Origin of the sequence: Bacillus nitratireducens (assembly GCF_036320425.1) — a bacterium.
Taxonomy (GTDB): Bacteria; Bacillota; Bacilli; order Bacillales; family Bacillaceae_G; genus Bacillus_A; species Bacillus_A nitratireducens.
On record NZ_JAUMJO010000003.1, the window covers coordinates 338,701 to 364,459 of the forward strand.

General features: G+C 36.8%; 26 protein-coding genes. 19 read left to right on the forward strand and 7 right to left on the reverse strand.

Annotation, left to right across the window (positions count from 1 at the left end; all coding sequences use genetic code 11):
- Positions 1–5 precede the first annotated feature (5 nt).
- Positions 6–338, reverse strand: coding sequence for a YfjL-like protein (locus tag Q3V31_RS13680; protein WP_001093312.1), 333 nt, complete (start codon positions 336–338; stop codon positions 6–8).
- 134 nt (positions 339–472) lie between these two features.
- Positions 473–976 (reverse strand): DinB family protein, encoded by a 504-nt coding sequence (locus Q3V31_RS13685; RefSeq protein ID WP_000284982.1) that lies wholly within the window; start codon positions 974–976, stop codon positions 473–475.
- Between the two features lie 186 nt (positions 977–1,162).
- Between Q3V31_RS13685 and Q3V31_RS13690 the strand changes: the two genes are divergently transcribed.
- Both Q3V31_RS13690 and Q3V31_RS13695 read left to right on the forward strand, forming a co-directional pair.
- Positions 1,163–1,717: a sigma-70 family RNA polymerase sigma factor gene (locus Q3V31_RS13690; protein WP_016130304.1), complete on the forward strand. Its 555-nt coding sequence runs from the start codon at positions 1,163–1,165 to the stop codon at positions 1,715–1,717.
- Positions 1,710–2,381, forward strand: a complete 672-nt coding sequence (locus Q3V31_RS13695) for a hypothetical protein (protein ID WP_001031086.1) — start codon at positions 1,710–1,712, stop codon at positions 2,379–2,381. The genes Q3V31_RS13690 and Q3V31_RS13695 overlap by 8 nt, the downstream gene beginning before the upstream one ends.
- A gap of 140 nt (positions 2,382–2,521) precedes the next feature.
- Here Q3V31_RS13695 and fhuB read toward each other — a convergent pair whose 3' ends face one another.
- Both fhuB and Q3V31_RS13705 read right to left on the reverse strand, forming a co-directional pair.
- On the reverse strand, positions 2,522–4,558 hold the full coding sequence (gene fhuB / locus Q3V31_RS13700) for a Fe(3+)-hydroxamate ABC transporter permease FhuB (RefSeq protein ID WP_329765425.1): 2,037 nt from the start codon (positions 4,556–4,558) through the stop codon (positions 2,522–2,524).
- Positions 4,559–4,565: 7 nt separating this feature from the next.
- Positions 4,566–5,540, reverse strand: a complete 975-nt coding sequence (locus Q3V31_RS13705; protein ID WP_000821933.1) for an ABC transporter substrate-binding protein — start codon at positions 5,538–5,540, stop codon at positions 4,566–4,568.
- A gap of 407 nt (positions 5,541–5,947) precedes the next feature.
- On the opposite strand from Q3V31_RS13705, the gene Q3V31_RS13710 reads away from it, so the two are divergent.
- The 8 genes from Q3V31_RS13710 (at position 5,948) to uvrC (ending at position 14,536) form a co-directional block, all read left to right on the forward strand.
- Positions 5,948–6,850, forward strand: coding sequence for a BclA C-terminal domain-containing protein (locus Q3V31_RS13710; protein WP_329765426.1), 903 nt, complete (start codon positions 5,948–5,950; stop codon positions 6,848–6,850).
- A 193-nt stretch (positions 6,851–7,043) separates the two neighbouring features.
- Positions 7,044–8,729 (forward strand): long-chain-fatty-acid--CoA ligase, encoded by a 1,686-nt coding sequence (locus Q3V31_RS13715; RefSeq protein ID WP_000414750.1) that lies wholly within the window; start codon positions 7,044–7,046, stop codon positions 8,727–8,729.
- A gap of 106 nt (positions 8,730–8,835) precedes the next feature.
- Entirely contained in the window at positions 8,836–9,423 is a 588-nt protein-coding gene (locus tag Q3V31_RS13720; RefSeq protein WP_000742219.1) for a fatty acid metabolism transcriptional regulator FadR, read from the forward strand.
- Positions 9,424–9,434: 11 nt separating this feature from the next.
- Positions 9,435–10,211: an enoyl-CoA hydratase gene (locus Q3V31_RS13725; RefSeq protein WP_002088868.1), complete on the forward strand. Its 777-nt coding sequence runs from the start codon at positions 9,435–9,437 to the stop codon at positions 10,209–10,211.
- Between the two features lie 78 nt (positions 10,212–10,289).
- Entirely contained in the window at positions 10,290–11,063 is a 774-nt protein-coding gene (etfB, locus tag Q3V31_RS13730; RefSeq protein ID WP_001029036.1) for an electron transfer flavoprotein subunit beta, read from the forward strand.
- A gap of 36 nt (positions 11,064–11,099) precedes the next feature.
- Complete coding sequence (gene etfA / locus Q3V31_RS13735; protein WP_000101965.1) at positions 11,100–12,077, forward strand: electron transfer flavoprotein subunit alpha; 978 nt, start codon at positions 11,100–11,102, stop codon at positions 12,075–12,077.
- 211 nt (positions 12,078–12,288) lie between these two features.
- Positions 12,289–12,603 carry a thioredoxin gene (gene trxA / locus Q3V31_RS13740; protein ID WP_001018940.1) on the forward strand — a complete coding sequence of 105 codons (315 nt, stop codon included), beginning with the start codon at positions 12,289–12,291 and terminating at the stop codon, positions 12,601–12,603.
- Between the two features lie 148 nt (positions 12,604–12,751).
- The gene (gene uvrC / locus Q3V31_RS13745; protein WP_000544288.1) at positions 12,752–14,536 is read left to right on the forward strand and encodes an excinuclease ABC subunit C; all 1,785 of its coding nucleotides are present in this window, start codon (positions 12,752–12,754) and stop codon (positions 14,534–14,536) included.
- Between the two features lie 115 nt (positions 14,537–14,651).
- Here uvrC and Q3V31_RS13750 read toward each other — a convergent pair whose 3' ends face one another.
- Positions 14,652–15,101 carry a YslB family protein gene (locus Q3V31_RS13750; protein ID WP_000042216.1) on the reverse strand — a complete coding sequence of 150 codons (450 nt, stop codon included), beginning with the start codon at positions 15,099–15,101 and terminating at the stop codon, positions 14,652–14,654.
- 299 nt (positions 15,102–15,400) lie between these two features.
- On the opposite strand from Q3V31_RS13750, the gene sdhC reads away from it, so the two are divergent.
- The 4 genes from sdhC (at position 15,401) to Q3V31_RS13770 (ending at position 19,280) form a co-directional block, all read left to right on the forward strand.
- Complete coding sequence (sdhC, locus tag Q3V31_RS13755; protein WP_000678357.1) at positions 15,401–16,027, forward strand: succinate dehydrogenase cytochrome B558; 627 nt, start codon at positions 15,401–15,403, stop codon at positions 16,025–16,027.
- Positions 16,028–16,040: 13 nt separating this feature from the next.
- Positions 16,041–17,834 carry a succinate dehydrogenase flavoprotein subunit gene (gene sdhA / locus Q3V31_RS13760; RefSeq protein ID WP_000676748.1) on the forward strand — a complete coding sequence of 598 codons (1,794 nt, stop codon included), beginning with the start codon at positions 16,041–16,043 and terminating at the stop codon, positions 17,832–17,834.
- Positions 17,827–18,588, forward strand: coding sequence for a succinate dehydrogenase iron-sulfur subunit (gene sdhB / locus Q3V31_RS13765; RefSeq protein WP_001291830.1), 762 nt, complete (start codon positions 17,827–17,829; stop codon positions 18,586–18,588). Before sdhA ends, sdhB begins: the two co-directional genes overlap by 8 nt.
- Positions 18,589–18,833: 245 nt before the next feature.
- Entirely contained in the window at positions 18,834–19,280 is a 447-nt protein-coding gene (locus Q3V31_RS13770; RefSeq protein ID WP_000822744.1) for an acyl-CoA thioesterase, read from the forward strand.
- A gap of 39 nt (positions 19,281–19,319) precedes the next feature.
- Here Q3V31_RS13770 and Q3V31_RS13775 read toward each other — a convergent pair whose 3' ends face one another.
- Positions 19,320–20,099 carry a M15 family metallopeptidase gene (locus Q3V31_RS13775; RefSeq protein WP_000720269.1) on the reverse strand — a complete coding sequence of 260 codons (780 nt, stop codon included), beginning with the start codon at positions 20,097–20,099 and terminating at the stop codon, positions 19,320–19,322.
- Positions 20,100–20,374: 275 nt separating this feature from the next.
- On the opposite strand from Q3V31_RS13775, the gene motA reads away from it, so the two are divergent.
- Positions 20,375–21,169, forward strand: coding sequence for a flagellar motor stator protein MotA (gene motA / locus Q3V31_RS13780; protein ID WP_000344850.1), 795 nt, complete (start codon positions 20,375–20,377; stop codon positions 21,167–21,169).
- Positions 21,159–21,947, forward strand: a complete 789-nt coding sequence (gene motB, locus Q3V31_RS13785) for a flagellar motor protein MotB (protein ID WP_329765431.1) — start codon at positions 21,159–21,161, stop codon at positions 21,945–21,947. Before motA ends, motB begins: the two co-directional genes overlap by 11 nt.
- Before the next feature lie 26 nt (positions 21,948–21,973).
- Here the strand turns inward: motB and Q3V31_RS13790 are convergent, their stop codons facing one another.
- On the reverse strand, positions 21,974–22,801 hold the full coding sequence (locus Q3V31_RS13790) for a 5'-nucleotidase, lipoprotein e(P4) family (protein WP_000782770.1): 828 nt from the start codon (positions 22,799–22,801) through the stop codon (positions 21,974–21,976).
- A gap of 260 nt (positions 22,802–23,061) precedes the next feature.
- On the opposite strand from Q3V31_RS13790, the gene Q3V31_RS13795 reads away from it, so the two are divergent.
- The 3 genes from Q3V31_RS13795 (at position 23,062) to Q3V31_RS13805 (ending at position 25,725) form a co-directional block, all read left to right on the forward strand.
- A complete protein-coding gene (locus Q3V31_RS13795) occupies positions 23,062–23,946 on the forward strand; it encodes an ABC transporter ATP-binding protein (protein WP_000058102.1) in 885 nt (294 codons plus the stop codon).
- Between the two features lie 2 nt (positions 23,947–23,948).
- Entirely contained in the window at positions 23,949–25,175 is a 1,227-nt protein-coding gene (locus Q3V31_RS13800; protein ID WP_001224957.1) for an ABC transporter permease, read from the forward strand.
- Between the two features lie 118 nt (positions 25,176–25,293).
- The gene (locus Q3V31_RS13805; protein WP_000512996.1) at positions 25,294–25,725 is read left to right on the forward strand and encodes an Rrf2 family transcriptional regulator; all 432 of its coding nucleotides are present in this window, start codon (positions 25,294–25,296) and stop codon (positions 25,723–25,725) included.
- The last annotated feature ends 34 nt before the right edge of the window (positions 25,726–25,759 follow it).

Here is a 25,759-nt window from a genome sequence, read left to right on the forward strand (position 1 = left end):
CGTTACTACTCTGTAAATTTATAGTGTTTGCTTAAATACTCTTGCACTCCTGGAGAAATGTTAAAGTTATTAGGACCTTTATATTCGATAGTAAACTCCCCATCTTCAATTGTTTCAAAGGCGATTGCATAGCTATCCATTTTAGAATCGTAAGAAGTATTTTTGACTTTTGCATCTAGATTAAAGTATTTTGTAATATACTCTTTTGATTCAGCAACTGCTGTTTGTTTTCCCCAAGGGGTACCATAACTTGTGAAATAAAGAGATACACCGATAACTCCAATGATAGAAGTTAGTAAGAGAGTTCTTATTGTTACTTTTTTGTTTTTTGTATTCAATTTAGTTCCCTCCAATTAATATGAATTTATCTTAACGTATTTTCTCATAAAATACCATTTAGTAGAAAATAGTTTCACATGAAACAAGTTACAGAAAAAGACAAGGTGCATAAACACCTTGTCTTTTTCTGTCGTTACATTTGGGGAGCTTCCATTCCAGTAGCAGCCCATTCTTCTTTTGCAGGACCATATACGCCAGGGACTGTTAAGCCAGCTTGACGCATTAAAACAGTCATTTGTCCGCGATGGTGATTTTGATGATTAATGAGTGTCATCAAAAATATAGAATTCGGCATAGGACGACCAAAGAAGTCATTAATAGTAGCTAAGTCTTTATCTGTCCATTCGCCTTGAAGAGCTTCAACAAAAGCTACATTCACTTTGCGATACCCATCTGCAATTGTTTTTGCTGAAGTTGGTACAGGATAATCTTTCGTTTCTCCTTCAAACTTAAGTCCTGTCCCTGATAGCATAACAGGAAGTGCTGTAACGATATGCCAAGCGACTCTCCCTAAAGTCCAGTGCCCAGGTGCAATTTCTTGTAATAAAGATTCATCTGTTAATGTATCGAGCATCTTTTGAGTAGACTCAGCCTCGTATGTCCATGATTGTAGAAAACCTTCAATAGTTTGGTACATTATTGTTATCCCCCCTACTTATGTTCATAGATTAAGTTCGAGATACTTAATTCATTCCCTTTTTATAGAAAAAATTTCAATGCATATTGCTACAATATAAAAATAATTAGAAAATATTTGTAAAAGTGTCAGAAAACCGCCCTATGCATTCGTATATATAATGAATAGAGAATGGAGTAAAGAGTGGTGATAAGGGTGAAGGATATAGAAATAGTAGAAGGTCTTCGGAAACAAGATATGTTAGCATTACATACAGCAATTGATCGATATGGAGATTTAATTTATAGGGTAGTTCACAGTGTTTTAGATACGGCGCATAGTAAGGTGTTAGTGGATGAATGTGTTGATGATATTTTATTAATCGTTTGGTACAACATTAGTAGTTATGATGAAAATCGTGGGAAGTTTAGAAATTGGCTTATATCTGTCGCGAAATTTAAAGCCATTGATTATAAACGAAAAAGTAATAAGGTCTATCAATTACAAGAGTTTCAGCAAGAAATATATGTAGAAGGAAAAAATGTTAATTTAACAAAAGAAGAGCGAGATTGTAATTTTTTCGTTTTAATTAAAGAATTGAACGAAGAAGATAAGAAAATTTTTATAAAAAGGTATTTAGATGAATATAGCGTACAAGAAATAGCGCTTGAGTTCAGTATGACGCGAGATACGGTGTATAGTAGGCTTTCAAGAGGGAGAAAGAAATTGAAGAAGATGTTGGGAGGGAATAGGGATGAATAAAGAGAAGTTCCTTCAGGAATTAAATAATTTGCAGTATAGAGATGATTTTGTAGATGACGATATAAATGATGAAAAAATAGATGAAAAGAAAATAAATCGTACAAAAGAAGTTGTAACAAAAAAAATTTTAATGAAACGATGTCATGAGGTTGTACAAGAAGGGCTACAGGGAAGTGAAGAGATTTTATATAGTATGTTTGCTGAAAATCCTCGCGTGAAAAATTGGCAGACAGGAACAGCGATGAGCTTAGGGGTAGGCGTTCTTGCGATGAACTTCGGTATTAATAATATGCTAATCGTTACAAATGAACGATTGTACGTGTTTTTTGTAGATCGTTATTATAATGACGTTGATCTAAAAGTATGTGTATTAAATGAAATAGCTTCTATGAAAACAATATTAGACCGTAAAGGTGGAAGTGAGTTTCTGCATATAAAGTATAAAAATGATAAGGAATATGTATTGTTGGGAAATGCTGATGATTATAGAGAGTTATTTCAAATACTTGGTGGATTGAAAGTAGCGAATGGAATAGAACTAAAATTAAAGGATAAGAAATTAAAGAGACAGTTAACTTTAAAACGAAGTGTGTTCAATATAATCATGTATTCACTTGTTATATATTTTATGTACAAAGCTTATATTAATTTTATCCCGCATTAACGGGCAGTAAAAATCTCATCTCTAAGTGCGGCTGGAGAGAAGAAGGTGGATGGGGGTCGGGATGCCCGTAAAATCCTAACTGATTAAAGTTTCGCTTTATGCCATAATAGAAAAGCTGGCTTCATATATGAAGCCAGCTTTTAATTAACCTTCTTCCCACTCTTCCTCATCAACCACAAGAAATAAGGTGCTCCAAGTACAGCAACGACAAGACCAGAAGGGATTTCTTTCGGATATGCAATCGTTCGTCCGAGCAAATCAGCAATGGAAAGAAGTATTGCTCCAAACAGTGCGGAACAAACGAATAGTCTTTGATGATTCATACCAACGACGATTCGTGCTAAGTGAGGTGCAACAAGACCTAAAAAGGCAATTGTACCGACAGCAGCAATGTTAATTGATGCAAGTAGTGTCGCTAACACAATTAGAGCAAGACGCGTTTTATTTACAGGCTGCCCGAGTCCGGTTGCTAAATCATCTCCAAGTACAAGAACGTCAAGTTGTTTCATTAAGAAAAAGATAATTGGTATAAGAATAAGAGATGGATATAGAATGATATTTTCTAAGTGATTCCATCCTCTTGCATACGTACTGCCTGACAACCATGTTAAGGCCGCAGCAACATTCAAATTTGCCCTAACGATAAAGATTTGAATAATCGCTGAGCCGAGCGCTGAAATGCCAATTCCTATTAAAGCAAGAGCTGTTGGACTAAGTCCTGATTTCCATGAGAAGAAGAGGACAATTCCAACTGCAAGTAGTCCACCAATAAATGCACCAATTGGTAGGAAGAAACCAGGAAGTGCAGGGAAGACATACATAATGGTTAAAGCGCCAACACCTGCTCCCGATGAAATACCAATAATAGAAGGATCGGCAAGTGGATTTCGTAATATACCTTGGAAAACAAGTCCGCTTATCGCAAGGCATGCTCCAGCAATAGCGGCAACGAGCATTCTTGGTAAACGAAGATTCATCATCATATTTTTATCAAATTGTGTTAATTGTCCTGTTATGGCATTTGTAATGCTTTCGATATAAGCGTTACTACCGATTGTAACACCAAGAGAAATCGTCACAATACAAAGCACGATAGATATAATGATTACTTTTTTATAAGAGTAATAACGGGAACTAGCTCCAGCTGTATTCGCTCCGTTATCATTCATATATTGTTTCGATTTCATCATTCGATACACTAAATAAATAAGCCAAGGTGATCCAATCATTGCCGTGACTGCTCCGACAGGAAGTTCAGCACCGGTTGGATCTATTAATCTACCAACAACGTCTGCTCCTAGTAATAATATTGCTCCCCATAAGAAAGAGGAGAGAAGGAGGGTAAAGTGTTGCCGATAACCAATAAGGCGCATTAAGTGTGGTGCAACTAAGCCGACAAACCCAATCGGTCCAACAACAGTTACAATTACTGCTGTTAAAAAGATGGCGGCGATAAATGCAATAAACCGTGTTACTACGGTTTTCTCTCCAAGTGAAACAGCTACATCATCGCCGAGTAAGAGGACATTAAGCTTACGTGACATGAATAGTAAAACTAGGAAAGAAAAAATAATGAATGGAAATGCGAATTGAACACCGTTCCAGTTATTTTGAATAAGGGAACCAGCTCCCCATAAAAACAAACCTGCTGTTTCATTTTCATAGAAAAGTTGCATCGTTCCAGTAAAAGCTGAAAGCATTAATGTAACGACCATACCAGCTAAAGCCATACGAAGTGGAGTGCCTTTTTTTCCGCCAGAAATACGGTACACAAATAAAGCAGTAATTGCACCACCGATAAATGTGAAAAGGAGAGAGTTAATTTGTAACCCCTTCGGTAAAAAAATAGTAGCGGTTACTAGAAAGAAATATGCACCAGAATGAATTCCCATTGTACTGGCTTCAGCAAGTGGATTTTTCGTTAAAGTTTGTAAAATGACTCCAGATGCAGCAAGAGCCCCTCCAGCTAAAATGGCGATTACAGCTCTAGGTAATCGAAGCATGATTAAAGTTTGATGCTCTAGCGATTGGTTCGGTGAGATAAGAGCATCGATAATCATACTATAGGAAATATTTGCTTGTCCTTGTCCGATATGAATAAAGAAAAGGAGGAGCAAGAGAGCTGCTCCTCCTCCGAATACAAGACTTGCTCGAAGTGTATGTTGTAAGCTATTCATCGTGTAATCACTTCTTCGCTGTCATTACATCAGCTACTTGTGTTGCTAAAGATTTTGCAGACTCAGGACCACCGAAAATCCAAGTGTCGCCTTTTAATTTATACATTTTGTTTTCTTTTTTGAACTTTAACTCTTCCCAAGCAGGGTTACCTTTTAGTTGAGTGTCAAAAATATTATCTTCATCAGCTACAATGTAAATGAAGTTCGAATCTTGTACACTTTGTAATGATTCTACAGTAGTTTGTTTGAAACCATCTGCCTCTGATTTACCTGCTTCAAAAGTATTTGTTAAACCTAATTTTTTTGTAACTTGTAAAGCTGTAGAATTGTCAGTTAAGATACGGAATGTTGGCACGTTTTTAGCAGTAAATGCTTGTGCCATTGCGATGTTTTTATCTTTTAAGCCAGCTTTGTCAATTTTCGCTTTTGCATCTGCAAATGTTTTATCCATATCAGCTAATACTTTTTTACCTTCTTCTTCTTTTCCGACTGCTTTTGCAATTTGTTTAAATGTTTCTGTCATTTCTGCAAAGTGATCGTTATTGCTTGTTGATGGATCGAACATAACTGTAGGAGCGATTTGCTCTAATTCGTTTTTAATTGCTTTACCACGGAATGAAGCTGTGATAATTAAATCTGGTTTTAGACGGCTGATTTCCTCTAAGTTTGGTTGTTGACGAGTCCCAACATCTACAACATCCTTACTCGGTTTTGTTTCTGTATTTACCCATTTATTATAATTCTTAATGTCTGCCATCCCTACTGGCTGAACACCAAGTGCTAATAAGTCTTCTGAATATACCCACTCAAGTACAACAACTTTTTTCGCTGGTTTATCTAACTTCGTTTCCCCTTCAGCGTGTTTAATTGTTATAGCTTGATTTTTATTGTCCGCTTTTGTTTCTTTTTTCTCCTCTTTTTGCTGCCCGCATCCAACAGCGAATAGAAGAACTACTATGAAAATACTGAGAATTCTCTTCATCTTCTGCCCCCAAATAAAATGTTTTATTTGCAATATGTACGATAATGAAAATCGTTATCAATTACAACAACCAAATCATACTATGAGGGTATTTTAAGTGTCAATATTTTTTAAAAATTTCGACTAAGAATAACGATTTATACGGATTTTAATATATCATATTGAAATGCATACGTGTATCAAGGTTGAAGGAGCTGAAATTCCTTTCATGAGGAAGGCGAAAGTACAAGCGAAAGGAGAGCGTATTGCATGTAATATTTATTAGAATGTAAGGAAAAAACTTTGTTTATAAAAGGTTTATCCTAGAGCGGGTAGTTGATAAGGAAAATAAAAACTGATTTTTATTAGAAGGATATTTTTAATTAGTGGGTTGTACTTAAAAGATTGAACACGGGGGAGGGGTCAACATGTCTTTATGGAGTAATAATGCAAATGGATATTGTGGATGTAATAATCAAAATGGTTTACATGTTGATTCGTGCTGTTTTAGTTGCGATGGGACAGTTCCTAAGATTGGTCCAACAGGTCCAACGGGAGTAACGGGAGCAACAGGAACGACAGGTGACACAGGAGCGACAGGTGACACGGGAGCAACGGGAGTAACGGGAGCAACAGGAACGACAGGTGACACAGGAGCGACAGGTGACACGGGAGCAACGGGAGCAACGGGAGCAACGGGAGTAACGGGAGCAACAGGTCCAACAGGTCCAACGGGAGTAACAGGAGCAACGGGAGCAACAGGTCCAACGGGAGCAACAGGAGCAACAGGAGCAACGGGGGCAATGGGAGTAACGGGAGTAACGGGAGCAACGGGAGCAACAGGAGCAACAGGAGCAACGGGGGCAACGGGAGTAACGGGAGCGACAGGAGATACAGGAGCAACGGGAGTAACAGGTACAAGTATAACTGCGACGTATGCATTTGCGAATAATACATCGGGTACGGCAATATCAGTATTACTCGGTGGGACAAATGTCCCACTTCCAAATAATCAGAATATCGGTCCAGGAATTACAGTTTCGGGAGGGAACACAGTATTTACGGCCGCAAATGCGGGGAATTATTATATTTCATATACAATTAATATAACAGCTTCATTATTAGTTAGTTCGCGAATTACAATTAATGGGGCACCGCTTGCTGGGACTATCAACTCTCCTGCGTTAGCAACGACTTCATTTAGTGCAACGATTATTACGACTCTTGCAGCGGGGAGTGCAATTAGTTTACAGTTGTTTGGATTGTTAGCTGTTGCAACATTATCAACGACTACACCTGGTGCAGTTTTAACGATTATAAGATTAAGCTAATTAACGATAACTCTCTTATTCTTTTAAAATTAAGAGAGTTTATACATATAATAAGAAGTTAATGAAGTAAAGCATAGTTATATGAAAGTCAGAATATTATGATTGTAACGCTGTTCTGACTATAATATAATGAAAACAATCATCATGAATGAACATTCATTTATTTTAACAAGTATTGGAAGGGGGAATGAGAGTGGAAAAACCTTGGTTGCAGAGTTATCCAGAGGAAATCCCAGGGACGATTTCATATGATATTCAGCCACTTCATGGATATTTAGAGAAAATGGCTTCTCGTTATCCAGAAAAGAAAGCGCTTCACTTTTTAGGTAAAGATGTTACATTTTCAGATTTCCATGACAAGGTGAAGAAATTTGCAAATTACCTTCAAAGGCTTGGTGTTGAAAAAGGTGATAGAGTTGCGATTATGCTACCAAATTGTCCGCAATCTGTAATAGGTTATTATGGTACATTGCTTGCGGGGGGAATTGTCGTACAAACGAATCCTCTTTATACAGAAAGAGAGCTTGAGTATCAACTTCATGACTCAGGGGCAAAAGTTATTCTTTGTCTTGATTTGGTGTTTCCTAGAGTTACTAACGTTCAAAAGGCTACAAGGCTTGAGCACATTATCGTAACTCGTATTGCAGATTTTTTACCTTTCCCTAAAAATTTACTTTATCCATTTGTACAAAAAAAGCAAACAAATCTTGTTGTGAATGTGTCGGAAAGCGAAACAATTCATCTATGGAAATCAGTAGAAAGGGAAAGTAATGCTGGTGTTGAAGTTCCCTGTGATCCTGAAAACGATCTGGCTCTTTTGCAGTATACAGGTGGAACGACAGGATTTCCAAAAGGGGTTATGTTAACGCATAAAAATCTCGTTTCGAACACTTTAATGGGAGCGCATTGGTTATATAATTGTAAAGAAGGAGAAGAAGTGATTCTTGGTGTTCTTCCGTTTTTTCATGTGTACGGCATGACAGCTGTAATGAATTTGAGTATTATGCAAGGATATAAAATGGTTCTTATTCCAAAGTTTGATATGAAAATGGTTTTTGAAGCAATTAAGAAGCATAAAGTTACACTATTTCCAGGAGCACCAACTATTTATATTGCTCTTTTAAATAGCCCTCTTTTAAAAGAATACGATATTTCGTCTATTCAGGCTTGTATTAGTGGCTCTGCACCACTTCCGGTAGAAGTACAGGAAGAATTTGAGAGAGTTACAGGTGGTAAATTAGTAGAAGGTTATGGATTAACGGAGTCATCACCAGTTACACATGGGAATTTCTTGTGGGAAAAACGTGTGCCAGGAAGTATTGGTGTGCCATGGCCAGATACGGAGGCAATCATTATGTCACTTGAAACAGGAGAGGCATTACCTCCAGGTGAAATTGGTGAAATTGTTGTAAAGGGTCCGCAAATCATGAAAGGCTATTGGAATAAACCAGAGGAAACGGCAGCAGTACTGCAAGATGGCTGGCTCCATACAGGTGATGTAGGATACATGGATGAGGATGGATTTTTCTATGTGAAAGATCGTAAGAAAGATATGATTGTTGCTAGTGGTTTTAACGTATACCCTCGTGAAGTAGAAGAGGTATTATATGAATGTGAAAAGGTGCAAGAAGTAGTAACAATCGGTGTTCCTGATCCGTATCGAGGAGAAACTGTAAAAGCTTTTGTTGTTTTGAAAGAAGGCGCCGAATGTACTGAAGAAGAATTAGATCAGTTTGCACGTAAATATTTAGCAGCTTACAAAGTTCCGAAAGTATATGAGTTTCGAAGTGAGTTGCCAAAGACGACAGTCGGAAAAATTTTACGTCGTGTCCTAATAGATGAAGAGAAGAGAAAGAATGAGGATGAGCAAACGGGCTAAGGCCCTTTCTTTTTGAAAAAATAGGATTGACACTTTTCTAAATAGTCAGTATTATAAGAATATGAATGACTATTCATTCAGTCATCTTCTTGAAGGGGACAGTAAAGTGAAGAAAAATAGACCGAAATACAATCAAATTATTGATGCAGCAGTCATTGTGATTGCGGAGAATGGATACCATCAAGCGCAAGTTTCTAAAATTGCAAAGCAAGCTGGGGTAGCTGATGGCACGATTTATTTATATTTTAAAAATAAAGAAGATATATTAATATCCTTATTCCAAGAGAAGATGGGAGAATTTGTTGAAACAATTCGTCAAAAAACAGCAGGAATTGAAAGCGCTGTAGCGAAGTTATTCATGTTGGTAGAAACGCACTTCTTGCTGTTGTCGCAAAATGATCCTCTTGCTATTGTTACGCAATTAGAGCTAAGACAGTCCAATCAAGACTTGCGCCTTAAAATAAATGAAGTATTAAAGGGCTACTTACAAGTTATGGATGAGATTTTAGAAACAGGTATAAAGCAAGGTGAATTCCAGGCGGATTTAAATGTTCGCGTGGCAAGACAAATGATCTTTGGAACAGTGGATGAAGTTGTGACCAATTGGGTAATGAGCGATCATAAGTATGATCTGGTCGCACTTTCGAAAACGGTACATGGGCTACTTAGTGCAGCTTGTGGTTATCGTCAATAATGGGAGGGATCATGTTGAAATTCCTATCTGTAAAAGTTGAAGACCATATTGCGGTGGCGACGCTAAATCATGCGCCAGCTAATGCAATGTCTTCACAAGTTATGCATGACGTTACTGAATTAATCGATCAAGTGGAAAAGGATGATAACATTCGTGTTGTTGTTCTACATGGTGAAGGGCGTTTCTTCTCAGCAGGAGCAGATATTAAAGAATTTACATCTGTTACTGAAGCGAAGCAAGCGACAGAATTAGCACAGCTTGGACAAGTTACGTTTGAGCGTGTTGAAAAATGTTCAAAACCAGTTATTGCGGCAATTCATGGAGCGGCACTTGGCGGCGGCCTGGAGTTTGCTATGTCTTGCCACATGCGCTTTGTAACTGAAAGTACAAAGCTTGGTTTACCTGAATTAACACTTGGATTAATTCCTGGTTTTGCAGGTACACAGCGTTTACCGCGTTATGTTGGTAAAGCGAAAGCTTGTGAAATGATGTTAACAAGTACACCAATTACTGGTGCAGAAGCATTACAATGGGGGCTTGTTAACGGGGTATTTTCTGAGGAATCTATTTTAGAAGATACGCTTAAAATTGCAAAACAGATTGCTGGAAAAAGTCCAGCAACAACTCGTGCTGTGCTAGAGTTATTACAAACGACAAAATCTTCTCATTATTATGAAGGTGTACAGCGTGAATCACAGATTTTTGGTGAAGTGTTTACGAGTGAAGATGGAAGAGAAGGTGTAGCAGCGTTTTTAGAAAAACGTAAGCCTTCATTTAGTGGTAGGTAGTCCAATTATTTTTTTAATATAAATTAACAGAATTTTAAAATTGATAGAATCTTTCTGAAAAACAAGGGGGTAAATGGAATGAACATCTACGTACTCATGAAACGAACATTTGATACAGAAGAAAAAATCGTAATTAAAAACGGTGCAATTTATGATGGCGAAGCGGAATTCATCATCAACCCTTACGACGAATATGCGATTGAAGAAGCAATTCAAGTAAGAGATGCACAAGGTGGAGAGGTTACTGTTGTAACAGTTGGTGGCGAGGATAGTGAGAAAGAACTTCGTACTGCGTTAGCGATGGGCTGCGATAAAGCGGTATTAATCAATATTGAAGATGATGTTGAAAATGGTGATCAGTTCACGACAGCAAAAGTACTTGCTGAATATTTAAAAGATAAAGAAGTAGATTTAATTTTAGGCGGGAACGTTGCAATTGACGGTGCATCTGGACAAGTTGGTCCACGCGTGGCTGAAGCGTTAAACATTCCATACGTAACGACAATTACAAAGCTTGAAATTGACGGTACAAATGTGAAGATTGAACGTGATGTTGAAGGAGATACAGAAGTAATTGAAACATCATTACCAGTTTTAGTAACAGCACAACAAGGTTTAAATGAACCGCGTTATCCATCACTTCCAGGTATTATGAAAGCGAAGAAAAAGCCACTAGAAGAAGTAGAATTAGATGATTTAGATTTAGAAGAAGATGATGTGGAAGCAAAAACAAAAACAATTGAAATCTATTTGCCTCCGAAGAAAGATGCAGGAAAAGTGTTACAAGGCGAGCTGCAAGATCAAGTAAAAGAACTTGTATCGTTGCTCCATACAGAAGCGAAAGTAATCTAATAAAATACGAAATTATATATGCAGGAGGGAAAATCTATGGCTCGTAAAGTATTAGTAATGGGTGAAGTTCGTGATGGATCGCTACGTAACGTTTCATTTGAAGCGGTAGCAGCAGCAAAAACAATTGCAGAAGGCGGTGAAGTGGTAGGTCTTCTAGTTGGAGACAGCGTTGCCTCTTTTGCAAATGAATTGATTCATTACGGTGCAGATCGCGTTGTGACAGTTGAAAATGATAAATTAAAATCATATACGTCTGATGGTTATGCACAAGCGTTTTTAGCTGTATATGCTGAAGAAAATCCAGAAGGTATTGTATTTGGACATACAGCACTTGGTAAAGATTTATCACCAAAATTAGCAGCGAAGCTTGAAGCTGGTTTAGTTTCTGACGTAACTGCTTTAGAAGTTGAAGGTGGAAATGTTATCTTCACTCGTCCAATTTACTCTGGTAAAGCGTTCGAGAAGAAGATTGTAACAGACGGTATATTATTTGCGACAGTACGTCCAAATAACATTGCAACTCTTGAAAAAGATGAGTCTCGCAGCGGTGATGTATCTTCTATTACAGTTGATGTAAAAGATTTACGTACAATCATTCAAGATGTCGTCCGTAAAACTGCAGAAGGTGTTGATCTTTCTGAAGCGAAAGTTATTATTGCAGGTGGACGCGGTGTGAAGAGTGAAGAAGGATTTAAACCATTAAAAGAGTTAGCTGACGTGCTAGGCGGCGCTGTTGGGGCATCTCGTGGTGCTTGTGACGCTGAGTATTGTGATTACTCATTACAAATCGGTCAAACTGGTAAAGTTGTTACGCCAGACCTATACATTGCGTGCGGTATCTCTGGTGCGATTCAGCATTTAGCTGGTATGTCTAACTCAAAAATAATTGTTGCGATTAATAAAGATCCAGAAGCAAGTATCTTCAAAGTAGCTGACTATGGTATTGTTGGTGACCTATTTGAAGTTGTACCTCTTTTAACAGAAGAATTTAAAAAGTTAAAAGTGCATTCATGATTTGATTACCCTTGAGTTCTAAGTGAAGTACCCCTATATATAGAAAAAGGTGAGGGATCCCCTGTCTCTCACCTTTTTAGTATTTAATCCATATTTTTATATAGTATAAAGGAACATTTTTTTGTTACAATACATAACGATACATAATATTCGCCACGTATATAAGTTAATGTTATACTCTTGGTAGAATATACTTGAAGGAGGAAATAAAATGGCAATTGTAAATGCAAATGACCAAAGCTTCGCAGCTGAAACTGGCGAAGGTGTTGTATTATTAGATTTCTGGGCACCTTGGTGTGGACCTTGTAAAATGATCGCTCCTGTATTAGAAGAAATCGATGCAGAGTTAGGCGAGAAAGTAAAAGTAGTAAAAGTAGACGTTGATGAGAACCAAGAAACTGCTCGTCAATTCGAAGTAATGAGTATTCCAGCTCTTTTCGTATTAAAAGACGGTAAAGTAGTTGATCAAGCGTTAGGTTATAAACCGAAAGAAGCGTTAGTAGAATTAGTTGCTAAACACTTCTAAAATAAAGAAGCTACCATTTGGTAGCTTTTTTTATTTTCTTTTTTATAACCTTTCCGTTACAATAAAAGAACGTATGTTGGGTGTTTTGGCATAGTATGTTTTCATGTGAAAATAAAAATGCTAAGCATGTAGAAATGGAGGGTGACGAGTGCACGAACATTTGAAAGAGAAGTTGGCTATTTTACCAGATCAACCTGGTTGTTATTTAATGAAAGATAAGCAAGGAACGGTTATATATGTCGGTAAGGCAAAAGTACTAAAAAATCGTGTGCGCTCGTACTTTACTGGTTCGCATGATGGGAAAACCCTTCGACTTGTAGGAGAAATTGTTGACTTTGAATATATCGTAACCTCCTCAAATTTGGAGGCTCTTATTTTAGAGTTAAATTTAATTAAAAAATATGATCCAAAATATAATATTCAATTAAAAGATGATAAAACATATCCTTTCATTAAAATTACAGCTGAAAAACAGCCGCGCTTACTCATTACGCGAAATGTAAAAAAGGATAAAGGAAAGTATTTTGGTCCTTATCCAAATGCGCAATCAGCTCATGAAACAAAGAAATTATTAGATCGTATGTATCCGCTTCGTAAATGCTCAAATATGCCAGATAAAGTTTGCTTATATTATCATATGGGCCAATGTTTAGCACCTTGTGTGAAAGAAGTAACGGAAGAACAAAACAAAGAAATTGTAGATGAAATTATTAAGTTTTTAAATGGTGGACATAAAGAAGTTCGATCAGAATTAGAAACAAAGATGTATGAGGCTTCAGAGAAACTAGAATTTGAACGGGCGAAAGAGTTGCGCGATCAAATTGCTCATATTGATGCAATTATGGAAAAACAAAAAATGATTATGAGTGATTTAGTGGATCGTGACGTGTTTGGATATGCGGTTGATAAAGGATGGATGTGTGTTCAAGTTTTCTTTGTTAGAAAAGGAAAGTTAATTGAGCGTGATGTTTCTATGTTTCCAATATATGATGAACCAGAAGAGGGATTTTTAACGTTTATCGGTCAATTTTATGAAAACAGTAGTCACTTTAAACCGAAGGAAATTGTCGTTCCAGGAAGTATAGATTCAGAATTAGTAGAGCGCTTTTTAGAAGTTGAAGCGACACAGCCGAAACGTGGTAAGAAAAAAGACCTTGTAGAATTAGCAAATAAAAACGCAAAAATTGCACTAGAAGAGAAATTTTACTTAATTGAACGTGATGAAGAGCGGACGGTTAAAGCCATTGATAATTTAGGGAAGCAGCTTGGCATTGAAACCCCATATCGTATTGAAGCGTTTGATAACTCGAATATTCAAGGGACAAATCCCGTTTCCGCAATGATTGCTTTTATCGATGGGAAACCAGCAAAGAAAGAATATCGGAAATATAAAATTAAAACGGTTCAAGGTCCTGATGATTACGAATCTATGAGGGAAGTTGTAAGACGCCGTTATACGAGGGCGCTTAAAGAGAATTTACCTTTACCAGATTTAATCATTATTGATGGTGGAAAAGGCCACCTGGCCGCTACGAGTGATGTTCTGGAGAATGAACTCGGATTATATATTCCAATGGCAGGACTTGTAAAAGATGACAAACATAAAACATCACATTTAATCATTGGAGATCCGCCTGAACCTGTGATGCTTGAGAGGAATAGCCAAGAATTTTATTTATTGCAACGCATTCAAGATGAAGTGCATAGATTTGCAATTACATTCCATCGCCAGTTGCACGGGAAATCGATCATTCAATCAGCGTTGGATGATATTCCAGGAATCGGCGATAAACGAAAAAAGGTATTGTTAAAACATTTTGGCTCGTTAAAAAAGATGAAAGAAGCTTCCATAGCTGAATTTGTCGAAGCAGGTATGCCGAAAAATGTTGCAGAGACGATATATACTTATTTAACAGATAAGAAGACGTTGTAGTTTACAACGTCTTCTGTTTTTTGGTATAATTTCTGAAGATTTAAAATAAACGCATCTGAATGAATATACAAAAAAGTCAACTAAACTTATCTGTCTAGTTGACTGTAGGTAGATGCTACGCTTCAATGAGATCTTTAATATCCCATTTAACAAGAAATGTAATAGAGTCTGAACGTTTCTTTTGTTCTTCGTAGGACTCTGCAACGACGTTTCTTTGTCTTTGAATTTGCTCGGCGATAAATCCAGCTTCTAATTGATAAGAAGAATGTCTCTTTTGTTTTTGACGCTCAGTAATAAGTGTACCCTTAAGTTGGAATTGCATTTCACGACGTTTATGTTCAACGATGCTTAAAGTGCCCCAACCAGCTTTTTCAAAAAACTGAATGACTTCTTCAATTGTTTCTAGCGGATATTTTCTTGCAAGGTTTCTGCCGGACCAGTATAAAATACCGTCTAAATCGTTACCAATTAAATCAGTTAGTAATTCTTCACGTAGCAATTCATAAGCGAAGGCGTTCAATGAAACATCTTCTAAAGATGTTATATCGATTGTATTTTTGCTCACAATATTCCCCTCTTTCTATAGGGATTATTATATAACATTTTTCATTTATAAAAACAGATTTTTCTTTAGGGAAATCTGAATATCTAAGAAGAAAAAAAGAATTGGCAAATTATATGCAAATTATGTATACGTTTTCTTGACGCTTCGACAAAAATAGGGGTAAAATGAACTTGTTATCAAATTATGCTGAAATATTTCGAATAATTTTTTCAGTTTTTCTTATGCCAATAGTGAAAAAACATTATTGTTGTAAATTAATCTGAAAACAGCAGTCAAACATTCAAGGGGGTAATGGGGACATGAAAGGCCGCGAGTATACGTTTCGTAAGTGGCACTCATTAATGGGGGTCATCCCGGTTGGTGTCTTTTTGACGCAACATCTAATTGTAAACAACTTTGCAACAAGAGGAGCAGAGGCTTTTAACAAAGCTGCAGGCTTTATGGAGCTCCTTCCATTCCGGTATGCGCTAGAAATTTTCATCATCTTTTTACCTATACTGTACCATGCTATATATGGCTTATATATTGCATTTACAGCTAAGAACAATGCGGTATCTTACGGTTATTTCCGTAACTGGATGTTCGTCTTCCAACGAATTTCAGGTATCGTTACGCTGATCTTCATTTCTTGGCACGTCTGGGAAACTCGTATTCAAGCAATGTTAGGTAAAGAGGTAAACTATGATATGATGGCAGATATTTTAAACAACCCATTTATGTTTGGTTTCTATTTAGTTGGTGTTGTTTCAACAATTTTCCACTTTGCAAATGGACTATGGACATTCTGCATAAGCTGGGGAATTACAGTATCTCCACGTTCACAAAGAATCTCTACTTATGTAACATTAGCTATTTTCTTAGGTCTATCTTATGTAGGTGTGAGTGCATTATTAGCGTTCATCGATCCACAGCTAGCAAACCAGTAAGGAGTGGGAGAGCATGAAAGGGAAACTTATAGTAGTCGGCGGTGGCTTGGCCGGCTTAATGGCAACGATTAAAGCGGCAGAAGCAGGAGTAAATGTTGAACTATTTTCTTTAGTACCAGTAAAACGTTCACATTCTGTATGTGCCCAAGGTGGAATTAACGGTGCCGTAAATACGAAAGGTGAAGGGGATTCTCCATGGATCCACTTTGACGATACAATTTATGGTGGGGACTTCTTAGCGAACCAACCGCCAGTTAAAGCGATGTGTGAAGCAGCACCAGGTATTATTCATTTAATGGACCGCATGGGTGTTATGTTCAACCGTACGGAAGAAGGACTTCTTGATTTCCGTCGCTTTGGTGGAACACAACATCACCGTACAGCATTTGCTGGCGCAACAACTGGCCAACAATTACTATATGCATTAGATGAGCAAGTACGTCGTCATGAAGTAGCAGGACTTGTAACGAAATACGAAGGTTGGGATTTCTTACGAGCTGTTGTTGATGATGAAGGTGTGTGCCGAGGAATCGTCGCACAAGACTTACAAACTATGGAGATTAAAAGTTTCCAAGCTGATGCCGTGATTATGGCAACAGGGGGCCCTGGTATCATCTTTGGAAAATCAACTAACTCTATTATCAATACAGGTACAGCAGCATCTGCTGTATATCAACAAGGTGCATATTATGCGAACGGTGAGTTCATTCAAATCCATCCAACGGCAATTCCTGGAGACGATAAGTTACGTCTTATGAGTGAATCTGCACGTGGTGAAGGTGGGCGTGTTTGGACATATAAAGATGGTAAGCCATGGTACTTCTTAGAAGAAAAATATCCAGCTTACGGAAACCTTGTACCTCGTGATATTGCAACGCGTGAAATCTTTGATGTTTGCGTAGAGCAAAAACTAGGTATTAACGGTGAAAACATGGTATATCTAGATCTTTCTCATAAAGATCCGAAAGAGCTAGATATTAAACTTGGTGGAATTATTGAAATCTATGAGAAGTTTACAGGTGATGATCCTCGTAAACTACCAATGAAAATCTTCCCAGCGGTTCACTATTCAATGGGCGGACTATGGGTTGATTACAAACAGATGACAAGTATTCCAGGTTTATTTGCAGCAGGTGAGTGTGATTATTCTATGCACGGTGGTAACCGCCTTGGTGCGAACTCACTATTATCAGCAATTTACGGTGGTATGGTAGCAGGACCAAACGCAATTGAGTATATGAAAGGTCTTTCTAAATCATCTGATGCTGTTTCATCTACTGTATATGAGCAAAATGAATTAATCGAAACAGAGAAATTTAACAATATTTTAACGCTTGATGGTAATGAAAATGCATATGTTCTTCATAAAGAGCTTGGAGAATGGATGACAGATAACGTTACAGTAGTTCGTGAAAATAAAAAATTACTAGAAACAGATGCAAAAATTGAAGAGTTAATGGCTCGTTACAAACGTATTAACATTAACGATACTGCAAGATGGAGCAACCAAGGTGCTTCGTTTACACGCCAACTTGCAAATATGTTTGAGTTAGCACGTGTTATTACAATTGGGGCATATAACCGTAATGAAAGCCGCGGAGCTCATTACAAACCAGAATTCCCAAATCGTGATGATGCAAACTTCTTAAAAACTACGATGGCGAAATTTGAAGGAGAAGGAAATGCACCAGCATTCCATTACGAAGAAGTGGATGTTTCATTAATTAAACCACGTAAACGTGACTATTCTTCAAAACACGATGTAGCTGCTAAGGATGAAGAGAAGGGGGATAAACAACATGTCTGAGAAAACAATCCGCCTCATCATTACGAGACAAGATGGACCAGATGCACAAGAATTTGACCAAGAGTTTGAAATTCCGTATCGTCCAAATATGAATATTATTTCAGCGTTGATGGAAATTCGTCGTAATCCTGTTGATTCAAAAGGGAACCAAACGACTCCGATTGCATGGGATATGAACTGTTTAGAGGAAGTATGTGGTGCTTGTTCGATGGTGATTAACGGAAAACCACGTCAATCATGTACAGCTCTTATTGACCAGTTAGAACAACCAATTCGCTTAAAGCCGATGAAGACATTCCCAGTTGTACGTGACTTACAAGTTGATCGTAGCCGTATGTTTAACGCGTTAAAACGTGTTAAAGCTTGGATTCCAATCGATGGTACGTATGACCTAGGACCAGGACCAAGGATGCCAGAGAAAAAGCGCCAATGGGCATATGAACTTTCAAAATGTATGACATGTGGTGTTTGCTTAGAGTCATGTCCGAACGTAAACAGTAAATCTGATTTTATTGGACCAGCACCACTTTCACAAGCGCGTTTATTTAACTCGCATCCAACTGGTGAAATGCATAAAGCAGATCGCTTACGTGCAATTATGGGTGATGGAGGACTTGCAAACTGTGGTAACTCTCAAAACTGTGTGCAATCATGTCCGAAAGGTATTCCATTAACAACTTCAATTGCAGCATTAAACCGTGATACAACAATTCAATCGTTCAAAGATTTCTTTGGTAGCGACAATAACTATTAATAAATATTGCCTCTTCATGTTGAAGAGGCAATATTTATAACTTTATTTTTCTGTTTATTCTGTTTATCCCGCATTAACGGGCAGTAAAACTCCCACCCAAAAATTCAGGTGGAGCAAAGAAGCTAGGTGGGAGATCAACTGCCCGTAAACGCCCGATTGGTTCAACTAATAATCAGTGGGGGATGAACAAAACCCCCACTGATTAAAGTTTCACTTTATTTTAAGGGCGAAAAGGAGAGGTAGCAATGAAGAGGATTTCTTATATTGAAGACTTTGAGCAATGGGAAAGTGGTTTTTCATTTTATAATCCTGTCAAAGTTCGTTTTGGTGAAGTAGATATGTTTGGGCATGTAAATAATGTCGTTGCTTTTACGTATTTTGAAGAAGCACGTATCGCATTGTTTAAAGAACTTGGATTTATGCAAGAATGGACACATGAATCATCAGAGACGATGATAGTCGTCGCAGATCTACAATGCAATTTTATTAAACAACTTTATTTTGATGAGCAGTTGAAAGTATATGTAAAGGCAGGAACGGTTGGAAATTCCTCATTAGATTTACACTACATGGTCAAAAATACAGAAGGGGAAGTTTGTTTAGTTGGACGCGGTATGATGGTGCAAGCATCGAAGAAAACGGGAAGAGGCGAACCATGGCCTGAAGAATGGAAGGAGAAATTACTACAATAATAGAAGAGAAGACAAAAAATAAGAGAGCAAATCGCTCTCTTATTTTTTGTCTTCCATCGCTTCTTCTAATGTTAAATGATGCTTATATATGTATGTGGCATATGGATTACCAACGTAGCGTAAGTGCCACGGTTCGTATGAATACTCTGTCGTCTTCGTTTTATCCTCTAAATAACGAATGACAAATCCGAATTCATGGGCATGTTTTGCGACCCATTTTCCTTCTGCTGTCTCTCCGAAGATTGGTTCTAATTGAAATTTAGCAGATTTTGAGCTAATATCCATTGCTAGACCGGTTTGATGTTCACTTGTTCCAGGAATTGCACTGACTGAATTAGCTTCAGCTTTCCCTTGGCGTCTAACGTATGTATCATGCAATGATTTTTGGCGTTTGTATGAACGATAACCAGATACAGCTGTAAGTTCAAGTCCTTCTTTCTTTGCTGATTTGAACATATTTTCAAGCGCGTCTGCAGCATCTTTGCGTAGTAGTGTTTTTTCTTTATCTTTTGGACTAGTAAACGGTACGTTTGGTCTTGTTAAGTCTTCAGGTATGTATCCGTCTGGTAGTTTTCGATGTTTATTAACTAAGACAAGATTAGACTTTGGATTTGTTACAACTGAAAAATTATTGTCTAGTTTCTTTGCATTATTATTAGCTTTTGGAAAAGCAGGAATCTCTTCTTTTTGATGGTTACTATGTTTTTGACTTTCGACAGCCTTCGCCTCGTTTTGTAGTGGTGATTTAGAACCAAAGTAAGCGAAAGATGTGATACCGATTACAATAGTAGCGGCAGAAACAATTATTATCTTTTTCATAATGCCTTGTAATCACAGTCCTTTCTTAATAAAATATGTATCGTTTTTATTATAAGTCTAGTTTATTGAAAAAGAAATGTAAGAGTCATAACGTAATAGAAATGCAAAGAAAATGTCGTAAAATGTCAAAAAATGTGTGAAATTGTAGTATTTTTTTCATATAATTCATTTCTTATCTTTCATGAAATTAATTTATTGTGTAATATATACATATAAGAAGATGTAACGATTATCAAGAATAAAGGACTTCTTGTATAGACTAGGAGTGAATGGGAATGGATTTTGCAACAATTATTGGAATCATTTTAGGAGTAGTGGCGGTAGTAGTAGGAATGGTCGTCAAGGGTGCTGACATAATGGCCTTAATGAATCCTGCCGCGGCACTAATTATTTTTGTCGGTACATTTGCTGCAGTATGTATTGCATTTCCGATGAATCAACTAAAAAGATTTCCAAAATTATTTAAAGTTCTTTTTGGTTCAAATAAAAAAGATTTAAGCCATGAACAGTTACTAGAGTTATTTGTTCATTGGACTTCTGAGAGTAGAAAATACGGTATTTTGTCTTTAGAACAACAATTAGATAAAATCGAAGACGAGTTTCTTTTACGTGGTATGAAATTTGTGATTGATGGCGTATCCGCAGAAGATTTAGAACAAATTTTAGAAGCTGAATTAGAAGCAATTGAAGAAAGGCATGCAAAAGGAGCGGCAATTTTTTCTCAAGCTGGTACATATGCACCGACATTAGGGGTTTTAGGTGCTGTTATTGGTCTTGTAGCTGCACTTGGAAATTTAACTGATATTGAAAAGTTAGGACATGCTATTTCAGGTGCATTTATTGCAACGATTTTCGGTATCTTTTCAGGTTACGTGTTATGGCATCCATTTGCAAATAAATTAAAGCAAAAGTCTGCCGCTGAATTAGAGAAGAAACGTTTAATTATTGATTGTTTATTAATGTTACAAGAAGGTACATATCCATTTATTATGAAAAACCGCATTTTAGGTGCGCTTTCTGCAACTGAGCGTAAAAAGCTAGAAAAAGGAGCGGAAAAAAATGCGGAGTAGGAAGAATAGAAGAAGTAAAAAGAAAAAGCATGAAGAACACATTGATGAAACGTGGTTAATTCCGTATGCTGATATGCTAACGCTATTGTTTGCATTGTTTATAGTTTTATTTGCAATGAGTAGTATAGATGCTGCGAAATTTAAACAGATGGCAGTAGCTTTTCATAGTGAACTAGCAGGTGGAACAGGAAATAAAGAGTTTTTAAGTGATCAAAAGCCAAATGATGAAAAAGAATTATCAGCAAGTAGCCTTGAGGTGGAACAAGCAAGAAAACAAGAAGAAGCTGGAGCCGAAGAAAAAAAAGAAATGGCTGAGTTAAAAGCATTACAAAAAAAGATTGATCAATATATTAATGAGAACCAATTATCCTCTGCTTTCCAAACCAAATTAACTGAAAAGGGATTAATGGTGACAATACTAGAGAATGTGCTGTTTGATTCGGGGAAAGCCGATGTGAAATTAGAATCTTTAGGGATTGCAAAAGAGCTGTCTAACTTGCTTGTTTCAGCGTCACCTCGTGAAATTACAGTATCTGGTCATACGGATAATGTCCCGATTGCCAATGCGCAGTTTGCATCGAATTGGGAATTAAGTACGCAGCGTGCAGTTAATTTTATGCAGGTATTACTCCAAAATAAAGAATTACAACCAGAAAAATTTAGTACAATTGGTTACGGAGAATACCGTTCAATTGCTCCGAACGATACACAAGAAGGAAAGGCAAAGAATAGACGTGTGGAAGTGTTTATCTTGCCTTTAACAGATAATGGAAAATAAAAGAGGATGGCGAAAGCCATCCTCTTTTATTTTCCATCAAATGATTTTAAGTTGTCGCGACGGATTTTATCTTTTTCTGCATCTGATTTTTTGAAATTATAGTCATATAAAGCGCCTTCCCAATCACCGTACATTGGATTAGGGAAAATGATGAATTTCTCACCAAATTGTGCTTTTGATTCTTCCACTGTTTGATTACGATCGTTTACAGATTTTCCATCAAAACCAGTGAAATCAGATAAGTTATCGCCGAAGAATAAAACAATATCATGTGTTTGAGAAACGAGTTCACGGCGTTTTTCTTTTCCTTTTTCTTTCGGGTCTTGTAGTAATATATGTTCTTTCGTTGCTTGAGGAGCACCTACGCGCTCAAGGTTTTTAATAGTTGCATCTAGTTGGTTCGTTTTACGATTTGAGATGTAGTAAATATCTACACCTTTAGACTCTGTATATTTTAAGAAATCAATTGCGCCTGGAAGGGCTTCAGCTTCAGCCTTATTAATCCAATCGTCCCATTTGTAAGGATAGCCTTTTCCTGTTTTTACGCTCATAGCTTGATGAGGACTGTTATCTAAAACAGTTTCATCTAAATCAAGTACGATAGCAGGTTTTTTTTCTGTGCCTTTTGCAAGAGTTGCATCAAGCTTCAATTGACCGATATTGTACCCTTGGTAGTAAAGTGCTTTCGTTTCACCAGCTGTTTGATACCATAAATCAGCCATTAATTGCTGTTCTGTTAATTTTACTTTTTCTTCTTTTGCCACTGTTTTCTCTGGTGTTCCTGAACATGCTACAAGCGATGTAGATAGAACCGCTACAGATAATAAAGTGGTAATACCCCTCTTCATCTTCATATGTATCCTCCTTGATGTTAGAAAATCATCTTATATTATATATTAAAATATAAAAATTTTTTTATGAACATTTGCATATTGTCTTTTGTATATATAGTAGTTTGTCCTATAGTAGATAAGGTGAATAAAAAAGATGTGATACACAGTAAGTAGTTGAAGAAAAGGAATGTATGTAAGAAGATGGAATAAGGTTACTATATGTTGTTTTAAACAATCATATTATGAAAGTGAGAATGCTATTGAAGGGGAGGATATATACATTGAGTTTACAAATTCAAAACTTAACAAAAATATTCGGAGAATCTAAAGCAGTTAATGGTTTGCAAATCTCGTTACCGAAAGGTGAAGTGTTAGGGTTACTTGGCCGAAATGGTGCAGGGAAAACAACGACAATTAAAATGTTACTAGGTTTATTAACGCCAAATGAAGGTTCTATTACGTGGGATGGAAAATCATTTGGTGATAGCGGGGTAACAATTGGATATTTACCAGAAGAAAGAGGACTATATACAAAAAGTAGAGTAATAGATCAGTTGCGATATTTTGGTAGATTAGAAGGAATGACGAAAAAAGAAGTAGATCTTGCAATTGATCACTGGTTAGAGCGCTTAGCAATCCCAGAATATAAATTCAAAACAGCAGGAGAACTTTCGAAAGGGAACCAGCAAAAAATTCAATTGATTGCTGCTCTTCTTCATGATCCAGAACTTCTTATTTTGGATGAACCATTTAGCGGACTTGATCCAGTTAATGCTGGAATGTTGGCTAGTATTATTGGAGAACAAGTACAGAGCGGGAAGACAATTATTTTATCTAGTCACCGTATGGAGCAAGTAGAGGCTTTTTGCCAACATGTATGTATTTTAAAAAAAGGTGAAGCAGTCGTAGAAGGACAATTAAGTGATATTAAGAAAGAATACGGTTTTCGTAATTTAACAATCGAAGATACAAAAGAGAATGAAAAAGGATTAGAAGCTATACATGTTCCATATGAAAAACAACAAGGCCTTCTTTATGTGAAAGTACAAGGTGATGCAGAAGCTCTAAAGATTTTGCAACAATTGCAAGAACAAGGTGTTGGTTTACGACAATTTAAAATGTTAGAGCCGACGTTAAACGAAATCTTTGTAGAGAGGGCGAAATAAAGATGCGTAAATTTTCTCATGTATTTTCATTTTATTTTAAAGAAGCATTTTTATCTAAAAAATCATTAATTACGAGTGCGATTTTATTTTTAGTGGTGTTTGGGATTTTTGCATTTAATCATTTTACTTCAGGTGATGATAAAAATAAGGATAAAGATAAAATTGCAGTTGTAGTAGAGAGCTCCACATACAAAGTACAAAAAGAAGAGCTAAATAAGCTATTGCCATCAGCAAAAATAACGGTTGGTTCAAAGGATGATTTTGATAAACTGCATAAGCAAGTAGAAGAAGGCGATTTAGATGGTCTATTCCATGTGACGGAAAAGGATGGGGCTCCAGCGGTTACATATATGTATAATGGATTTCCAAGCCAAGCAACTTCTGCAATTATGGCAGGCTATTTAAAACAACAATATACGATGGTGACGATTGCAAAAAATAATGTTTCACCAGAAATTGCGCAGCAATTACAAGCAGAAATTCAAGTGAAGCAAGAAGCGATAAAAGATCGTACATCTTCTTTCGGAATTGCGTATTTCTTTACATTTGCTTTGTATATGTTTATTGTAGCTTTCGGAAATACAATCGCAATGAATATTGCATCTGAAAAGGCGTCACGTGTAATGGAAGTAATGCTTCCGAAAGTAAAGCCACTTACGATGATGTATGCGAAAATTTTAGCGGTTGTTTCAACGGCGTTATTGCAACTTGTAATATTAGCGTGTGGTTACCTTATTCCTTATTTGCTAGGTTGGGTCGATTTAGAAAGTGCCTCATTATTTGGTGTTCCAATTGACTTTACAAAATTAGATGCAAAGGTTATAAGCATGTTTCTTGTCTATTTCATTACGGGATATTTACTTTATGCGATGATGTACGCTGCGGCTGGAGCTGTTGTGTCTAAGACGGAGGATTTACAAGCCGTATCTTTCCCGGTAATGATTTTGATCATGGCTGCATTCTTCATTAGTATTAAATCATTAAGTGATCCGAATAGTACCATTGTTGTTGTAAGCTCGTATGTTCCGTTTTTCACACCGATGGTCACCTTCTCTCGGATTGTAGCCGGTGAAGCAGGTATGTTAGAGATTACGATAACATTAGTAATATTATTGGCGACAATTGGTATATTAAATGCTGTTACAAGTCGTATCTATGTAAACGGAGTAATGAATTACTCAGACAAAGTGAAATTCAAAGATTTAGCGAAGTTTATAAAGCGTCAATAAGGAGAGAAAAGCATGGTTTTCTAATGGAATCATGCTTTTTCTTTATGTATAAATTAAAAATAGTATATAATGATAAGAGTCGTCTTTTAATAGAATGAATAAAAAGGAGGGTGTGCAGATGGGAATTAGTAGTCGTTTTACAGTAGGTGTTCATATGTTAACGTTACTTGCGATAGATCGAAACTCTCGCTGTACCTCTGAATGGATTGCTGGTAGTGTGAATACAAATCCAGTTGTGATTCGTCGCATTACAGGAATGTTGAAGAGAGCAGGACTTGTTGATGTACAAGCTGGTAAAGGTGGTACGACACTTGCTCGTGATTTAGAAGAAATTACATTACTTGATGTATATAAAGCAGTGGAAGTTGTAGAAGAAGGACATCTATTTTCCTTCCATGAAAATCCCAACATTGAATGTCCAGTAGGAGCTAATATTCAATCAGTATTAGAAATTATTTTAATGCAAGCGCAAGAAGCGATGGAAAACGTACTTGCAAATGTAACGGTAGAGCAATTAGTTACAAATTTAAAATCGAAAATTAAAGAATAAAAAAGCGAGCATCCTCATAGTGAGGGCTCGCCTT

What these genes read in the sequence shown, in the direction of transcription:
- motA (WP_000344850.1), top strand. Translation starts at nt 20,375, where the DNA reads ATGGATTTTGCAACAATTATTGGAATCATTTTAGGAGTAGTGGCGGTA.
- sdhB (WP_001291830.1), top strand. Translation starts at nt 17,827, where the DNA reads ATGTCTGAGAAAACAATCCGCCTCATCATTACGAGACAAGATGGACCA.
- Q3V31_RS13790 (WP_000782770.1), bottom strand. Translation starts at nt 22,801, where the DNA reads ATGAAGATGAAGAGGGGTATTACCACTTTATTATCTGTAGCGGTTCTA.
- Q3V31_RS13685 (WP_000284982.1), bottom strand. Translation starts at nt 976, where the DNA reads ATGTACCAAACTATTGAAGGTTTTCTACAATCATGGACATACGAGGCT.
- motB (WP_329765431.1), top strand. Translation starts at nt 21,159, where the DNA reads ATGCGGAGTAGGAAGAATAGAAGAAGTAAAAAGAAAAAGCATGAAGAA.
- Q3V31_RS13705 (WP_000821933.1), bottom strand. Translation starts at nt 5,540, where the DNA reads ATGAAGAGAATTCTCAGTATTTTCATAGTAGTTCTTCTATTCGCTGTT.
- trxA (WP_001018940.1), top strand. Translation starts at nt 12,289, where the DNA reads ATGGCAATTGTAAATGCAAATGACCAAAGCTTCGCAGCTGAAACTGGC.
- Q3V31_RS13775 (WP_000720269.1), bottom strand. Translation starts at nt 20,099, where the DNA reads ATGAAAAAGATAATAATTGTTTCTGCCGCTACTATTGTAATCGGTATC.
- fhuB (WP_329765425.1), bottom strand. Translation starts at nt 4,558, where the DNA reads ATGAATAGCTTACAACATACACTTCGAGCAAGTCTTGTATTCGGAGGA.
- etfA (WP_000101965.1), top strand. Translation starts at nt 11,100, where the DNA reads ATGGCTCGTAAAGTATTAGTAATGGGTGAAGTTCGTGATGGATCGCTA.
- Q3V31_RS13710 (WP_329765426.1), top strand. Translation starts at nt 5,948, where the DNA reads ATGTCTTTATGGAGTAATAATGCAAATGGATATTGTGGATGTAATAAT.
- Q3V31_RS13770 (WP_000822744.1), top strand. Translation starts at nt 18,834, where the DNA reads ATGAAGAGGATTTCTTATATTGAAGACTTTGAGCAATGGGAAAGTGGT.
- Q3V31_RS13695 (WP_001031086.1), top strand. Translation starts at nt 1,710, where the DNA reads ATGAATAAAGAGAAGTTCCTTCAGGAATTAAATAATTTGCAGTATAGA.
- Q3V31_RS13805 (WP_000512996.1), top strand. Translation starts at nt 25,294, where the DNA reads ATGGGAATTAGTAGTCGTTTTACAGTAGGTGTTCATATGTTAACGTTA.
- Q3V31_RS13725 (WP_002088868.1), top strand. Translation starts at nt 9,435, where the DNA reads ATGTTGAAATTCCTATCTGTAAAAGTTGAAGACCATATTGCGGTGGCG.
- sdhC (WP_000678357.1), top strand. Translation starts at nt 15,401, where the DNA reads ATGAAAGGCCGCGAGTATACGTTTCGTAAGTGGCACTCATTAATGGGG.
- Q3V31_RS13800 (WP_001224957.1), top strand. Translation starts at nt 23,949, where the DNA reads ATGCGTAAATTTTCTCATGTATTTTCATTTTATTTTAAAGAAGCATTT.
- etfB (WP_001029036.1), top strand. Translation starts at nt 10,290, where the DNA reads ATGAACATCTACGTACTCATGAAACGAACATTTGATACAGAAGAAAAA.
- sdhA (WP_000676748.1), top strand. Translation starts at nt 16,041, where the DNA reads ATGAAAGGGAAACTTATAGTAGTCGGCGGTGGCTTGGCCGGCTTAATG.